Origin of the sequence: Allofustis seminis DSM 15817, from assembly GCF_000374325.1 — a bacterium.
In the GTDB taxonomy this organism is placed as follows: Bacteria; Bacillota; Bacilli; order Lactobacillales; family Carnobacteriaceae_A; genus Allofustis; species Allofustis seminis.
Genome location: NZ_KB894080.1, coordinates 1 through 14,799 on the forward strand (window position 1 = coordinate 1; position 14,799 = coordinate 14,799).

11 protein-coding genes, 22 tRNA genes and 2 rRNA genes are annotated in these 14,799 nt (G+C 41.0%); 1 reads left to right on the plus strand and 34 read right to left on the minus strand.

Annotated elements, in window-relative coordinates; all coding sequences use genetic code 11:
* The 29 genes from C231_RS0101875 to C231_RS07590 form a co-directional block, all read right to left on the minus strand.
* Positions 1-125, minus strand: a 16S ribosomal RNA gene (locus C231_RS0101875); the annotation flags it as partial.
* 227 nt (positions 126-352) lie between these two features.
* Positions 353-436 (minus strand) — tRNA-Leu (locus C231_RS0101880).
* Positions 437-484: 48 nt separating this feature from the next.
* Positions 485-555: transfer RNA gene (locus tag C231_RS0101885), tRNA-Cys, on the minus strand.
* A gap of 15 nt (positions 556-570) precedes the next feature.
* A tRNA-Gln gene (locus C231_RS0101890) sits at positions 571-642 on the minus strand.
* Between the two features lie 7 nt (positions 643-649).
* Positions 650-722 (minus strand) — tRNA-His (locus C231_RS0101895).
* Positions 723-744: 22 nt separating this feature from the next.
* Positions 745-815 (minus strand) — tRNA-Trp (locus C231_RS0101900).
* A gap of 18 nt (positions 816-833) precedes the next feature.
* Positions 834-915 (minus strand) — tRNA-Tyr (locus C231_RS0101905).
* A gap of 22 nt (positions 916-937) precedes the next feature.
* Positions 938-1,010 (minus strand) — tRNA-Phe (locus C231_RS0101910).
* A 2-nt stretch (positions 1,011-1,012) separates the two neighbouring features.
* Positions 1,013-1,086: transfer RNA gene (locus tag C231_RS0101915), tRNA-Asp, on the minus strand.
* Between the two features lie 3 nt (positions 1,087-1,089).
* Positions 1,090-1,162 (minus strand) — tRNA-Met (locus C231_RS0101920).
* 17 nt (positions 1,163-1,179) lie between these two features.
* Positions 1,180-1,269: transfer RNA gene (locus C231_RS0101925), tRNA-Ser, on the minus strand.
* 9 nt (positions 1,270-1,278) lie between these two features.
* A tRNA-Glu gene (locus tag C231_RS0101930) sits at positions 1,279-1,350 on the minus strand.
* A gap of 22 nt (positions 1,351-1,372) precedes the next feature.
* Positions 1,373-1,446: transfer RNA gene (locus C231_RS0101935), tRNA-Ile, on the minus strand.
* A gap of 13 nt (positions 1,447-1,459) precedes the next feature.
* Positions 1,460-1,530, minus strand: a tRNA-Gly gene (locus C231_RS0101940).
* 20 nt (positions 1,531-1,550) lie between these two features.
* A tRNA-Asp gene (locus C231_RS0101945) sits at positions 1,551-1,624 on the minus strand.
* Positions 1,625-1,679: 55 nt separating this feature from the next.
* A tRNA-Ile gene (locus tag C231_RS0101950) sits at positions 1,680-1,753 on the minus strand.
* A gap of 18 nt (positions 1,754-1,771) precedes the next feature.
* Positions 1,772-1,845: transfer RNA gene (locus C231_RS0101955), tRNA-Met, on the minus strand.
* 5 nt (positions 1,846-1,850) lie between these two features.
* Positions 1,851-1,924 (minus strand) — tRNA-Pro (locus C231_RS0101960).
* A gap of 17 nt (positions 1,925-1,941) precedes the next feature.
* Positions 1,942-2,015: transfer RNA gene (locus C231_RS0101965), tRNA-Arg, on the minus strand.
* 16 nt (positions 2,016-2,031) lie between these two features.
* Positions 2,032-2,118 (minus strand) — tRNA-Leu (locus tag C231_RS0101970).
* Between the two features lie 21 nt (positions 2,119-2,139).
* Positions 2,140-2,211, minus strand: a tRNA-Gly gene (locus C231_RS0101975).
* A 124-nt stretch (positions 2,212-2,335) separates the two neighbouring features.
* A tRNA-Lys gene (locus C231_RS0101980) sits at positions 2,336-2,408 on the minus strand.
* A 12-nt stretch (positions 2,409-2,420) separates the two neighbouring features.
* A tRNA-Val gene (locus tag C231_RS0101985) sits at positions 2,421-2,493 on the minus strand.
* Between the two features lie 2 nt (positions 2,494-2,495).
* Positions 2,496-2,611: ribosomal RNA gene (rrf, locus tag C231_RS0101990) — 5S ribosomal RNA — on the minus strand.
* Between the two features lie 391 nt (positions 2,612-3,002).
* On the minus strand, positions 3,003-4,286 hold the full coding sequence (serS, locus tag C231_RS0101995; protein ID WP_018658965.1) for a serine--tRNA ligase: 1,284 nt from the start codon (positions 4,284-4,286) through the stop codon (positions 3,003-3,005).
* Between the two features lie 132 nt (positions 4,287-4,418).
* Positions 4,419-5,753, minus strand: coding sequence for a serine hydrolase (locus tag C231_RS07585; RefSeq protein WP_018658966.1), 1,335 nt, complete (start codon positions 5,751-5,753; stop codon positions 4,419-4,421).
* A 108-nt stretch (positions 5,754-5,861) separates the two neighbouring features.
* Positions 5,862-7,001: a sensor histidine kinase gene (locus tag C231_RS0102005; RefSeq protein ID WP_018658967.1), complete on the minus strand. Its 1,140-nt coding sequence runs from the start codon at positions 6,999-7,001 to the stop codon at positions 5,862-5,864.
* Positions 7,002-7,145: 144 nt separating this feature from the next.
* Positions 7,146-7,838 (minus strand): response regulator transcription factor, encoded by a 693-nt coding sequence (locus C231_RS0102010; RefSeq protein WP_425386743.1) that lies wholly within the window; start codon positions 7,836-7,838, stop codon positions 7,146-7,148.
* Between the two features lie 128 nt (positions 7,839-7,966).
* On the minus strand, positions 7,967-8,272 hold the full coding sequence (locus C231_RS07590) for a CsbD family protein (protein WP_018658969.1): 306 nt from the start codon (positions 8,270-8,272) through the stop codon (positions 7,967-7,969).
* Between the two features lie 213 nt (positions 8,273-8,485).
* Between C231_RS07590 and C231_RS08170 the strand changes: the two genes are divergently transcribed.
* Positions 8,486-10,399 (plus strand): S8 family serine peptidase, encoded by a 1,914-nt coding sequence (locus C231_RS08170; protein ID WP_018658970.1) that lies wholly within the window; start codon positions 8,486-8,488, stop codon positions 10,397-10,399.
* 26 nt (positions 10,400-10,425) lie between these two features.
* Here C231_RS08170 and C231_RS0102025 read toward each other — a convergent pair whose 3' ends face one another.
* The 5 genes from C231_RS0102025 to C231_RS0102045 form a co-directional block, all read right to left on the minus strand.
* Positions 10,426-10,767 carry a hypothetical protein gene (locus C231_RS0102025; protein ID WP_018658971.1) on the minus strand — a complete coding sequence of 114 codons (342 nt, stop codon included), beginning with the start codon at positions 10,765-10,767 and terminating at the stop codon, positions 10,426-10,428.
* 127 nt (positions 10,768-10,894) lie between these two features.
* Entirely contained in the window at positions 10,895-12,256 is a 1,362-nt protein-coding gene (locus C231_RS0102030) for an RsmB/NOP family class I SAM-dependent RNA methyltransferase (protein ID WP_018658973.1), read from the minus strand.
* A 112-nt stretch (positions 12,257-12,368) separates the two neighbouring features.
* Positions 12,369-13,175 (minus strand): energy-coupling factor ABC transporter ATP-binding protein, encoded by an 807-nt coding sequence (locus C231_RS0102035; RefSeq protein WP_018658975.1) that lies wholly within the window; start codon positions 13,173-13,175, stop codon positions 12,369-12,371.
* Complete coding sequence (locus C231_RS0102040; protein WP_018658977.1) at positions 13,172-14,029, minus strand: energy-coupling factor ABC transporter ATP-binding protein; 858 nt, start codon at positions 14,027-14,029, stop codon at positions 13,172-13,174. Before C231_RS0102040 ends, C231_RS0102035 begins: the two co-directional genes overlap by 4 nt.
* Positions 14,020-14,790: an energy-coupling factor transporter transmembrane component T gene (locus C231_RS0102045; protein ID WP_018658979.1), complete on the minus strand. Its 771-nt coding sequence runs from the start codon at positions 14,788-14,790 to the stop codon at positions 14,020-14,022. The genes C231_RS0102040 and C231_RS0102045 overlap by 10 nt, the downstream gene beginning before the upstream one ends.
* Positions 14,791-14,799: the final 9 nt, after the last annotated feature.

Genomic DNA, 14,799 nt, shown 5'->3' on the forward strand with positions numbered 1-14,799 from the left:
TCCCACGTGTTACTCACCCGTCCGCCACTCATCCCTCTCTGCAAGCAGAGAGTTCATCGTTCGACTTGCATGTATTAGGCATGCCGCCAGCGTTCGTCCTGAGCCAGGATCAAACTCTCAATTTTTAATGAGGGGATGAACACTGTTCATCCCAAAGGTTTGATTGCTCAAAATTAATGTTTTGGTTTTGGTTGGTGTCTAATGAATGGAATATTCAAAAGACCCTTGCACAATTTGGTTGTATTACTTTGTTCAGTTTTCAAAGATCTATGCCTGCGTACTTAACTTTCAAGCACGTTTATTACTATAACATCTTCTTGAATTGATTGTCAAGAATAAATTAAGTAATAAATACCGATGATCGGGGTCGAACCGATACGCCCTAACGGGCATTGGATTTTGAGTCCAACGCGTCTGCCTATTCCGCCACATCGGCATAATTTTTGAAGCAGCTGGTATCCAAACTGTTTTCATTACATAGTAGAGGCACGGATCGGATTTGAACCGACGATAGAGGTTTTGCAGACCTCGGCCTTACCACTTGGCTACCGCGCCTTTATTAAATTAAGACTGGGCTACTAGGATTCGAACCTAGGAATGACGGGACCAAAACCCGTTGCCTTACCGCTTGGCTATAGCCCAATAAGAGGGCGGCTGATGGGAATCGAACCCACGAGTGCCGGAGCCACAATCCGGTGCGTTAACCCCTTCGCCACAACCGCCATATTATTAAAATGTTGCCCACAGGGGTAGCAGGAGTCGAACCCACATCAACGGTTTTGGAGACCGCTGTTTTGCCATTAAACTATACCCCTATTGCATAGCCGTTTTAATGGTGGGAGAAGGATTTGAACCTTCGAACTCGATGAGGGCGGATTTACAGTCCGCTGCGTTTGGCCACTTCGCTATCCCACCTGATATTTATTCATGAATGAAATGGCCCGGGACAGAGTTGAACTGCCGACACACGGAGCTTCAATCCGTTGCTCTACCAACTGAGCTACCGGGCCAACGACCCCGACCGGATTTGAACCGGCGATCTCCTGCGTGACAGGCAGGCGTGGTAAACCGCTACACTACGGGGCCTCATTGCGGAGGTAGGACTTGAACCTACGGCCTTCAGGTTATGAGCCTGACGAGCTGCCAACTGCTCCACTCCGCGATAATTATATTATATAAAGGAGGAAGAGGGATTTGAACCCCCGCACGCTTTTACACGCCTTCCGGTTTTCAAGACCGGTCCCTTCAGCCAGACTTGGGTATTCCTCCATTTTTTAATGACCCCTACGGGATTCGAACCCGTGATACCGCCGTGAAAGGGCGATGTCTTAACCGCTTGACCAAGGGGCCGTATGAATGCTTTTTATTGCCATGGGCCTGAATGGATTCGAACCACCGACCTCACCCTTATCAGGGGTGCGCTCTAACCAACTGAGCTACAGGCCCGAAATATATAAAAAGCGGGTGACGAGAATCGAACTCGCGACAACAGCTTGGAAGGCTGTAGTTTTACCACTAAACTACACCCGCATATTATAAAAAGAATAAAACGACCCCGACCGGATTTGAACCGGCGATCTCCTGCGTGACAGGCAGGCGTGGTAAACCGCTACACTACGGGGCCATATGTTTTTCTTATTATAATAGCCAAGTATGTGGTGCTTACTTGTTTTATCCAATGGACCTTGCTGGATTCGAACCAGCGACCGGACGGTTATGAGCCATCTGCTCTAACCAACTGAGCTAAAGGTCCGCTTAATGTGATTAAAAATAGCGGCGGAGGGGATCGAACCCACGACCTCACGGGTATGAACCGTACGCTCTAGCCAGCTGAGCTACGCCGCCATTAATCGGGAAGACAGGAATTGAACCTGCGACCCCCTGGTCCCAAACCAGGTGCTCTGCCAAACTGAGCTACTTCCCGGCATTTGCAAAAAAAGACGCGCCCTAGAGGAGTCGAACCTCTAACCGCCTGATTCGTAGTCAGGTACTCTATCCAGTTGAGCTAAGGGCGCATATTATATATTTAAATACCGAGGACCGGAATCGAACCGGTACGGGGATCCACTCCCCGCAGGATTTTAAGTCCTGTGCGTCTACCTATTCCGCCACCCCGGCAACACTCGATAATGTCGAGAGAGCGGAAGACGGGACTTGAACCCGCGACCCCTACCTTGGCAAGGTAGTGTTCTACCACTGAACTACTTCCGCATATATGTGGACCATAAGATATAATATGATACATGTATAAAGGTGCAATCATTTAATTGAACCGCATATTCAATTATATAAGAACAAAATTAAAAACTCAAGTGTTCTTTTAATAAAATCTCAATGAGCCATGCAGGAATCGAACCTGCGACCCTTTGATTAAAAGTCAAATGCTCTACCGACTGAGCTAATGGCCCGAGAATTTTTAATGGAGGTTACTGGGCTCGAACCAGTGACCCCCTGCTTGTAAGGCAGGTGCTCTCCCAACTGAGCTAAACCTCCTAGTTCGGCAACGTCCGGCTTTCACAAGGGGAAACCCCTCACTATCCTCGGCGCTCAGAAGCTTAACGACTGTGTTCGGGATGGGAACAGGTGGTACCTTCTTGCGATCGTCACCGTACTGACAAAAATAAGAAACAGCTTTTATAGCATAACGAATGCATTAATTTTTGTCAAGAACTTTTTTGAAAAATATTGACAAAATTAATATGCCTACCATGCAAGCGTTCATATTTTTAAGCACTTTATCATTATAAGACGTTATAAAATATTTTTCAAGACTCTTTTACGGGTTTCTTTTAGATTTTTTGTGCCTCTGCTACAGATATTCTGACACCAATTCTTCTTATTATTAATGCCGAGATATTTTAATGAACGCATAAGACCTAGCGATACCATCTCACTCATAATATCTTGCGCTTCTTCATTGCATTGCAACAACAAAAAACTCTTTTTCAAAATGCGAAAAATTCCTCATTTGAAAAAGAGTTTGGCTTTTTCAAAAAAATATTTTAGGCTTTTGTAATTTTGCGTACGCCATTCATATAAGGTACGAGAGCTTCTGGAATAATAACACTACCATCTTCTTGCTGATAATTCTCTAAAATAGCAGCAACCGTTCTTCCTACTGCCAGTCCAGAACCATTCAATGTATGAACATAATCAACATGCCCTTCACTATCGCGATAACGAATCATGGCGCGACGTGCTTGGAAACTTTCTGTATTTGAGCATGAACTAATCTCGCGATATGTATTCTGTGCAGGAATCCACACTTCCAAATCATATGTCTTAGCAGCTGAGAAGCCTGTATCTCCTGTACACAATACTAATTTGCGATAAGGTAGCTCAAGCAACTGCAACACCTGCTCAGCATCTGACGTCAACGCTTCTAAATCTTCATATGAGTGATCAGGATACGAAATTTTTACTAATTCAACTTTATTGAATTGATGCAAACGAATTAATCCTCGCGTATCACGCCCAGCACTTCCAGCTTCAGAACGGAAACATGGACTAAGTGCTGTAAATTTAAGAGGCAAATCTGCTTCATCTAGGATCTCACCGCTATGATAATTCGTCAGCGGCACTTCTGACGTTGGAATCATGGTCAAATTCTCATGATCAATCTCAAAGACATCTTCTTTAAATTTAGGGAATTGACCTGTCCCAAACATCGCCTGATCATTGACCAGATATGGCGTAATCATTTCACGATAGCCATGCTTTTCAGTATGCAAGTCGAGCATAAAATTATAAACGGCACGCTCCAGTCGTGCGCCGAGTCCCTTATAATAAACAAAACGTCGATGAGCAACTTTTGCGCCACGTTCAAAATCTAAAATATCTAAATTCTCGCCCACTTCCCAGTGAGGCTTAGGATTTTCAATGACACGCTTTAAAAATTCATCTCCCCAGCGGGCAACTTCTTGATTATCATTCTCATCAACGCCGACAGGCACCGATTCATGTGTCATATTTGGCAGGCGCGTGGCGATGTAGTCTGTTTTTTCGCTCACTTCTTCCAATTGTGCATCAATGGCTTTAATCTCAGCACCTACATTTTGCATTCGAGCAATTACATCATCTGCCGACTCACGATTTCGTTTTTTTTCAGCAATTAAAGCCGACATTTCATTGCGTTCTTTTTTCAATTGTTCTGATTTTTGGATAAGTTCGCGTCGTTTTTCGTCTAGCATTTTTAATTCAGCAATCGTTTCAGCTTCTACACCGCGATGACTTAGATTTTCTTGAACAGCTTCTGCATTTTCTCGGATCTTTTTGATATCAATCATAGTTACACTTCCTTTTTTGTCTTCAATAATAGGATAGCAAATCTCTTCATTTTTTTCTATATAAATCCCAAGGCACAAAATAAAAAGCTGCAGTCTTTTAAAATACTTGACTGCAGCTTCTATTTTTTTATTTTAAAAACGAGAGAATAAACGGCTAAAGAAATTACGTACGCTATTCCAAGCTTTTAGGAAGAAACCTGCTTCTTCCATCGAATTTTTTGTTACAAGGCGTACTTCACCTTTTCCACTTTGAGTGCCGATAAATTCTGAACCCTCACCATTTTCTTCGCCATCTAAGTGAATAATCACTTTCCCAACTTCTGTTCCTGCTTCAAATGGTGCTTTTACGCTGCCATCAGATTCGAGTGCCTCTTCATTCCACTGCACTTCATAAGTGAAAGATTCATTTCCAACTGTCGCAGCAGCTACTAAATAATCAAAACCATCTTCTGCCACTACATCGACTTCACGTTCTTTCCCATCTGTGACAGGGATCGTTTTGAATTCGCTAAATTGTTGGCCTTCTTGAACTGCTTTCACCGCAACAAATTGTTCAAAGCCATAATCAAACATGCGGCGTGTTTCGATAAAGCGCTGTCCATTGTTCTCCACACCATCTCCAGCACCCATAATGACAGATAATAAGCGGCGATCATTGTGCAAGACGGTTCCGGTAAAGTTAGCACCGGCTTTATTGGTCGTTCCCGTCTTCAATCCATCAACTCCTGGATATTCAAATGGTAAATCTGGCAACATCCAGTTCCAGTTGAGCATTTCAATCTCATCTGAAGTACCTGGGCGGAATGTTTTTTCTGGCACACTTGAAACTTGCAACACTTCTGGATAATCATTTAATACATGATATGCAACAGTGGCCATGCTACGTGCTGACATTTCATTTTCAGCATCCGCTGCTGATCCTGGATAATGATGTCCTTGCAAATCTTCATTGTTAAGTCCAGTAGTGTTATAGATTTTAGCATCTGTTATGCCCCAAGATTTCAAAAGCTCATTCATGCGATCTACGAATTGCGGCTCAGTATTTTCGATCGCTTCAGCTAGAGCAATTGTGGCCCCATTTGCCGAATAAATCGCCATAGCTTCATATAATTCTTGAATAGTATATTTTTCGCTCGTTGCTAATGGGACATTGGACAGTTCATAATTTTGACTGATAGCTACTGCATATTCACTTGGAGAAATTTGCTTTTCCCATGTAATATTTCCATGCGCAATCTCTTCATGAATAATATATTCCACCAACATCTTCGTCATAGAAGCAATGGCGTGCGGGCTGTCTGCATTTTGCGTAAATAAAATCTGACCCGTTTTCGCATCTGCTAACAAGGCATTCTCACCATCTACACTTAATGGTGCTGCCTTTACACCTGTTGCGGCTATAGGTGCTAAAATAGCTGCCGCTGCCGTTGTTATCATAGCCTTTTTCAAGAATTTATTTTTCTTCATGTAATCTCTCTTCCTCTTATTCCATAATATTTTTCATTATAATTGTGTTTATCATACCACACTTTAAATGAATTCGCATTCATACTTTTGATGGAACTGTATATCAATTTACTCTTCTTTTTGAGCGCGTGGCAATTGGATTGTAAAGGTTGTTATTTTTTTATTTGAGGTTACCGAGATACTGCCACGATGGGCTAGCACGATGCTTTTGGCAATCGCCAGTCCTAATCCCGTACTTTCTCCCGTTTGACTGCGTGCACTATCTTCTCGATAAAAGCGATCAAATACATGGCGCAAACCCCGTTCAGAAATTCCTTTTCCTTCATTTGAAACGCGGATGGTGACCATTTCACCCTCTTCTTGTTGTGTTACTTCTATTTCAACTAATATGGTCGTGTGAGACTTTCCATATTTGAGAGCATTTGAAAACAAATTATTAAATACACGCACTAAGCGATTCGCATCGCCGACCATTACCAAATGATCGGTTGCAGATTTCAATTCAATAGCCATCGCTTTTTTATCGAGTTCAATTTGAAAATCAATTTGTAACTGCTCCAGTAGCTGGATCATATCAAATGCATGCATCTGGAGCTGATGCGTGCCACGGCTAACCGTTGTATATTCAAATAAATCATCTACTAAAAATTTCATTTGCTGCGCTTTTTTATAAGCTGTATGTACATATTGTAACGCTTCATCTGCCGAATGATAGCGGCTTTTTTCGATCAGTTCCAAATATCCAATAACCGAAGTGAGTGGCGTTCGAATATCATGACTGACATTCGTGATAAGTTCGTCTTTTGTCTGTTCAACGCGCCGCTCTTCTTCCATAGCTGCCACCGTTGAATCTACTAACAAATGGATACTATCCACCACATCTTGCAACTCTTTATCGAATTCTCCGCGAATGCGGTGAGTATAATGGCCCTCGGCAATATAATGCAACTCTTCAATAATATGATTCAATTCATATAAGCGATAACGTCGGTGCAGCCGCCAATACACAAAAAACAATGCAGGAATTAACGAAAAGACATAAAGAATCGGCGGAATCGAGAAAATATTATTATCACGCACCATGACCATTAAGTCACCCAGCACCCAAACTTCTACTTCAGGGAAAGGTTGACTGCTAATATACCAACGAATAATTTGATAAGTTGCAAAATAAACGAGCACAATCAGCCCCATCGTAATTAATGCTTCCCCAAATAGCTGCATTTTTTCGCGTGTTGTCAGTTTCAAGAGACCACCTCATTTCAAAAAAATTATAATGACTCATCATTTATTTTCATAGTATTATTTGCATATATTCAAAAATACTTCCTATACAATAAGTAAAGAAAAGCATACCGCTTCCCAACACTTGTATTCAATAAAAGTTATACTCTAATCAGGATTTACCTTATAGCCTACGCCCCAGACCGTTTCGACAATTTTTTGTCCTGTTACTTTTTCAAGCTTGTCACGTAAATGACTAACATGAACCATTACAGTTTTTGAAGGGACGAGCATTTCTTGTTCCCATACACTTTTAAAAATATCTTCTGCACTATAGACACGTCCTGGAGAAGAGGCTAACAAATATAATATCCCAAATTCAATCGCCGTCAGATGAATTAACTCTCCTTCTTTTGTCTCAACTTCGTGACGATCTTTGCGGATGATTAAGGAATTAATTTCTATTTCATTTGCATCATTTTCGCGCTCCACATGATAAGCACTGCGACGTAGCAGCGATTTCACACGTGCCATCACTTCCAAAGGATTGAATGGCTTGACCACATAATCGTCCGCACCACGCGTTAATCCTTTTATTTTGTCAATATCACTTGTTTTAGCGCTTAGCATAAGAATCGGCACTTGTGAAGTTTCGCGAACTTTTGCTGCCACTTCAAAACCATCCATCTCAGGCATCATCACATCTAAAATCATCACATCTGGTTGATTATTTTCAAAAGCTTTTAATGCTTGTGCCCCGTCATATGCTTTGATCGTTTCATAACCTTCATTGTGTACATAAATTTCTAATAAGTCGACAATTTCGCGGTCGTCATCAGCGATTAATATTTTCAAAACCATCACCTTCTTTTATATATTTGCTCTCATCTTAGCACGTCATGAATGAAAAGTTTATAAGGAAAGGTTAATTTTTAGCACTTATAAAAAAAAGCACGCACCATCTAAGATGGCACGTGCTATTATTTTACTTATTTATCCATTGATTTTTTTACATCATCAACAACTTTTTCAGCATCGTCTTTTAATTCATGTGCTTTTCTTTCAGCATCATCTTTTAATTCATGTGCTTTATTTTTCATTTCGTTGCCTGCTTTTTCAGCTTCATCTTTTGCATGTTCAAAAGCATGTTCAACATCTTTGCCAAGTTCGGAAGCTTTGTCTTTTAATTTACCAAAAAGATCTTGTGCTTTTCCTTTTGCTTCTTGGCCTTTATCGCCTGTTACTTTGCCAGCTACTTCATTTACTTTTCCTTTTACATTATCTTTATTAACCATCACTTATCATCCTTTACTTATTAATTTATCTTACATTATCTATTTTAAGGGAGGTATTTTATACTTGCAATTATTTTGATTATGTCAAATGGCTAGATTTTACTCTTTTTTTACGATTATTTTACAAAAATGTCGCCTTTATATTACAAAACTGTTTCAAAATCTGCATTTATATGTTACAATTGTATCAAATAAGTGAGAGGAGGACTTTTCATGAAGAAATTCAACCGCATTCTAGTGTCGAGCATCACAACATTCGCTCTAATCTTAGTAACTATCATGCCAAATATTTCAAATGTTACACCAGCAGTGGCGGCTCCTTCTGATGAGTCCTCTATTGCTACACCACAAATAACGGCAACAACTGCTGGAAGACAGGAAGTCTTTGACGATACGCTGAGCTTGCCACAATGGAATCACAACTTAATGAACCTCGGAGCTGCCCGCCAAGAAGGTCTAACAGGGGCAGGCATTTCGATTGGTGTATTGGATACAGGATTTTTTACAGAGCATCCTGATATGACATTTGCTGGTGGTCAGTCCTTATTTGAAGATGATGCATGGACAAATGATCACACTGGTCATGGTACCCATGTTGCAGGAATTATTGGGGCACATGCTTCTGCACCATATCCTGGCGTAGCCCCTGAAGCAAGCATTTATGGCATCAAAGTGTATCATAAAGAAGAAGTAGGGGAACATGGTGAACCACTCACAGATGTCAGTAACTTAGCTAGCGGTATTCGTTTAGCAGCGGATATGGGAATGAATATTATCCTCATCAGCTCAGGTGTTGTTGCCAATGATAGTAATTTGCACGATGCCGTTTTATATGCACAACAGGCTGGTGCCTTAATTGTCGCAGCCGCTGGAAATGGGGGTGCCCTCATTCAATATCCTGCAGCATATCCTGAAGTAATCGCCGTCTCCAGTGTCGATGCTAATATGAACCCTGCTGGCGACATCATTTATGGCGCAGAAAATGAACTTGCTGCACCTGGCGTAGGTATTACAGGTCTTTCAACACCAGATAGTCCTTATGGCTATCCTTATGTTGTCATGAGTGGCTCATCACAAGCTGCTCCACATGTTGCGGGACTTGCTGCATTGCTCATGCAAAAATTCGGGACAAATGCCGATACTATTCGCGATATGCTTCATGAAGGGGCATATGATCTCGGCTCACGCGAACTTTATGGTTATGGTTTAGCAGGCTTCTTATCTGAGGGTGTCGTGGCTTCTGTTGAATCAGATGACGAGGCTAATGACCCTCAGAAAAATAATGAATCTGAAAAAGAAAAGAAAGAAGAACAAAACCAATCAACCAATGATCATAGCCTCTCCAATGACCGCCACGTTCAAAAACGAGTGGCACGTGCATTAGGCGAAAAAGAACAAGATATTTCAACATATGAAGAAAGCAAAAAAGAAAATACAACACATACTTATATTACAGTTGTCCCTCAAATAATAGAGGGCACTGCACAATTTGAAGATGATGCTATCGCGCAAGTAAAAGAGGGCGGCGTCTTATTCATTGATATGGGTGGACAAGAAGAACAAACCATGCGGCTGCAACTGTCAAAAGAACAAACTACTAAGATACGGAGCAGGGGCATTGCGCTTCTTTTATTGCATGATACGTTTGAATGGCGGATTCCGCCCGATAATTTGAACGCATCAGATTATCTCATTGATTACCAGCTAGCTGATACCCAAAATATTCCAACAAAAGCAGCCTATGCCTATCAATTCAAAATTTTGGAGATGGGGACAGAAGTTACTCAATTTGAACAACCTTTTACCTTTCATTTTTATTTTGATGATGACACATCCGACTACCGGCTTTATACCAAAAGTGATGATATGCAGTGGGAAGAAAGTGATGCACAACTTTCTGAAAATTATTGGCAACTCCAGACAACTTCTCTAGCAAGCACTTTTGGACTATTTGCACCATTTGACGAAAGTGATGCCATCCCTATCACTTCAAATAATAATCTATCATCCGTCACAAAAAATTCTGCCATCCCTCTGCGAAAAGTAGTCATCGGAGCCATTATTTTAAGTGGCTGTCTACTTTTTGGATTCATCAATTATCGGCGCAAAAATAAAAAAATGCTTTGATCCTAAAAGATCAAAGCATTTTTTTATTAGAAGCGGTAACGGCGAGAGCGCGAACGTTTGTGCATAATTTTATATAGGATGGGATTGGCAATGCCTAAAATGACACTGGCAAGGAACATATAAAATGTCAGACGATCACCCTTTAAATCGGTCAGAACAAGCATGCGATTTTCCGTCACCATCGTCAATATAGCAATTATCATAAGAATAAGTGCACTCGTTATATTCGTTGCAAAGCTTATACCCGTTCGATTATTACGCGTTACAAAGCTAGCCACTAATAAAATTACTAATAAAATAACAATCCCTGCAAATAAAATACGAAAATCTGTCATTGTTTCCGCTGCAACAATGCCTAAATGTGGCATAATATCGTCCCCTTTCAATTTTCATCTATTGTAAAGCGAAGTTGGACAAAGTGCAATAAATTGCTGAAAGTGAGCGCAACATTTATATTCAAGGCCCACTTTGCACACATTAATTACTCCTTATCACTTAATAAAATGGGAATTGGAAACGCAAGCCTTTCGGGAAGAAATTCTTTGCCGTCCCTTGAACAGCTTTCACCCACCCTAAGGGCAAATTCTGAATGCATACCTGCTTAAATCCTGCATATTCTTCATCAATTTCTAGCGACAAACCTTGAACATAGCGGCGATATTGCTGAAAATTCATCTCAATTGGATCGCGATACATCTGCGGTGAATAAGCAAGTGCCAACGCATGATTCGGTTCAAAACGATTTTTCTTAAATTCTCCCGCATGCACCCCACTACGCAAAATATTCAAATGCGAAAAATCAGGCATCTGTGCAGGCACTAAATGTAGATGATCTCCAATCAGATAGGGTATACCTGGTACGGTCTCACAAAATGTATCTGCTTGAAATTGTTCCCACAATGCAGCCTGTTCAGGTGAGAGTTTTGTTGGTATAACTTTTTTTATTGGAGCATGAATCGCTGGAATGTCGCGACTTTTTTCTAGTACTGCCACGAAATGCCCTTCACCCTTAACATGATGTGGCCAGAAGCGAACTGCTTGACTAATGGCTTCATTACCATCGGCCCACTCTGGACGTGCAGGTTGCATCCCACCGACCAACGTTTGCGGCACCATGTGCATCTCATCATGACTAGCAAGCAACCAAGCAAGTATTTTTTCATTTTCTTCTGGGGAAAAGGTACAAGTCGAGTAAACTAAGCGTCCACCTGGTTTTAACATTCGTAAGCTCTCGCTCAAAATATGACGTTGACGTGCCTCGCATTCCTCTACTAGATCTACATTCCACTGTGCAATAGCAACCGCATCTTTGCGAAACATTCCTTCTCCTGAACAAGGGGCATCAACGACTACCACATCAAACGCTTGAAGAAATCTCTCACTCAATTCTTCTGGAGCATGTTGTGTAACGAGTGCATTTTGGATGCCAGCACGCTCAATATTCTCACTTAAAATCTTCGCACGTTTTGGATGAATCTCATTCGCTACCAAAATGCCGCTAGAACCCAATGCTCCCGCAAGTTGGGTTGCTTTTCCACCAGGAGCAGCACACAAATCAAGCACCCAATCTCCTGGCTTCACTTGCGCAGCTTCTGCTGGATACATGGCGCTTGGTTCTTGACTGTAGAGAGCACCTGATTGATAAGCAGGAGATTTTCCATCAACTTCTCCATAATAACCAACATGTGTCCAAGGAATTGGATCCGCTTCTTGTCCAAAAATCTCCGCCCCTTTGCGAAGTGGATTAATCCGAAATCCTTTTTGAACAGATTCTTCCGTCAATGCAGCAAAAAAGGCAGGTGCTTCATCACCTAATAATTTTTTATATTTTTCTTCAAACATTCGTGGCAATTTCATTTTTTGTCCTCCGATTTCTTCTTAACTTTACTATAAATTTATAAGTCATTTATTGCAACTCCTATTCAACAAAAAACCGATCCATTGCGGATCGGTTTTTTTGAACTTAGAATTAATAGTTTTTTGAAAATGCATGGACAAAGTCTTCAATTGTTAAAATGTCATCTTCTAATCCAATTTCTTCAGCCAGTTGCATAATAAATGGCTGCGTTAACATCGCCTGTTCTAGCAATTGACGATCTTGGAATAGCGCTTTAGGCGACACTTGACGCAGTAGTTTTTTGTTTGCCATAACAAATATTTTTTTGAAATTAGTTTTCACAAAATCCATATCATGTGTAATAGTAATGGCAGTTTTTCCCATAGCTTGCAGCTGCTGAAGCAAATGTTGTAATGTCTCTAGCCCTGCAACATCTTGACCTGCAGTAGGCTCATCAAAAATTAATATTTCAGTATCCATCGCTAAAACAGAAGCAATGGTTACGAATTTGCGCACCGAAAGTGGCAAGTTATAAGGATTCTCCTCTAAATAATCTTCCACTCGCGCCAAATGTGCAGCTTGTTGTGTCAAATCTTGAACTTTCTCTTCATCAAACCCTAGCATTCGCGGACCATATTCAATTTCTTTTCGAACTGTATTATGGAAGATTTGGTCATCAGGGTTTTGAAAGACATAACCAGCTTCGCGACTAAGTGTTGCTGTTGTATAATCAGCAGTATCTTTTCCATTGACATATACTTTTCCAGATGTCGGCTTAATCAAACCATTAATCATCTTGACAGTAGTCGTTTTGCCAGCACCATTTTGCCCAACAATGGCAACATTTTCGCCAGATTCAATGGTAAAACTCACCTGATCAACGGCCAAAAAACCGTTAGGGTAAGAAAAACTCACATCGTTAAATTCAATTAAACTCATTGACTGACCCCCTTAATATGTGCCATCAATGCTGCTTTCATTTCTTCCTTCGTTATCAATTTCTCTGGGATATTGTAGCCTGCTTTTCGTAAAGCATCCGCCAAGAGCGTTGTCTCAGGTAAGTCAATTTGGCGCTCTTTGAGTGAGATATCAGACAACACATCATGTTTTTTACCTGAACATATGAGGCGACCCTCTTCAAGAACAAGGACCTCATCTGCATATTCCGAAATTAACTCGATCTTATGCTCAACCAAAATAATTGTCTTGCCTGCATTTTTCAACTGATGAATAATGTCAAAAATGCGCTCACTTTCCTGAGGATCTAGCTGAGAAGTTGGCTCATCAATAATAAAAATATCTGGTGATAACGCTAAAATTGAAGCAAATGCCACACGCTGCTGCTGCCCACCTGAAAGTTCAAATGGATTCTTATCCGCCAGTGACATGATATTTGTCATTTCCATAATGTCTTTGACTTGTTTTTCGATATCGCCCTTAGCCACTCCTAGATTTTCAAGTCCATAAGCAATCTCTTCAAAAACATTATCACGTGCACCCGTAATCTGGTTGAAAGGGTTCTGGAATACATAGCCCATATAAGGAGCCAATTCACTTAATGTATAATGGCTGAGTGGCTCTTGATTGAAAAGCACCTCTCCTGTTAATTCCCCTTGAAAAAAATCAGGAATAAAACCACGAATAATATTGCACAAGGTCGTCTTACCACTTTCATTTGCACCGAGGATAGCGTAGAATTTCCCTTGCTCAAATGAATAGGTGAAATCTTTAATGCTTGGTTCATCCGCTAATGGATAGGTGTATGTTACATTTTTTAAATCAATTAAACCCATAACCAATACACAACCTTTCCAATCACATAAGCCACCGCTAAAATGCCTGTCGCCGTAACTAGCATCTTATCGCGCGGTTCTGGATGAATATCATAATAATATGTTTTTGGGCGATCCAGCGAGAAACCGCGTGCTTCCAAAGTGAGCGCACGCTCTTCTGTTCCTTGAATGGAACTTAAAACAAGTGGAATTAATGTCGGAACAAAGGCTTTTGCGCGCACGAACACATTCCCTTCCGTTTCGACCCCGCGTGCACTTTGCGCTTTCATAATTAATTGCGATTGTTTTTTTAGGACGGGGACCATTTGCAATGTCGAAAGCACGACATAAGATGCTTTGGCGCTCATGCCTTGTTTTTCAAGGGCTAACACGAAATCTTTTTCAGTTGTTACCGTAAATAACCAAATAATGGCGCCCCCGATATTCGCTAAGTTAAGCCCCAATTTCAATGCAAAAGTCAGTCCTTCGCGCGTTGCCGTAAATCGCCCAAGCGCAAATAACACATCATGACCTGGATAGAAAAAAGTCTGGAGCAAGGTAATGAGTACGATTAAGATTCCCACTGACTTAAATAATCGTTGGTTAAACAGTTGCCATACACCACTTAGTGCGGCTAAAAGATTGATTGCTGCAAGAATTGCCAATTTCCCATAGATATTGAACGTCGTAATTGCAACAAGAACAATCAATAAGGAAAAAGCACATTTAGTGAGCGGATATAATGTTGTGATTCGATTTTTGGGTAGAGTAATTTCTCCCATATCTTTCTC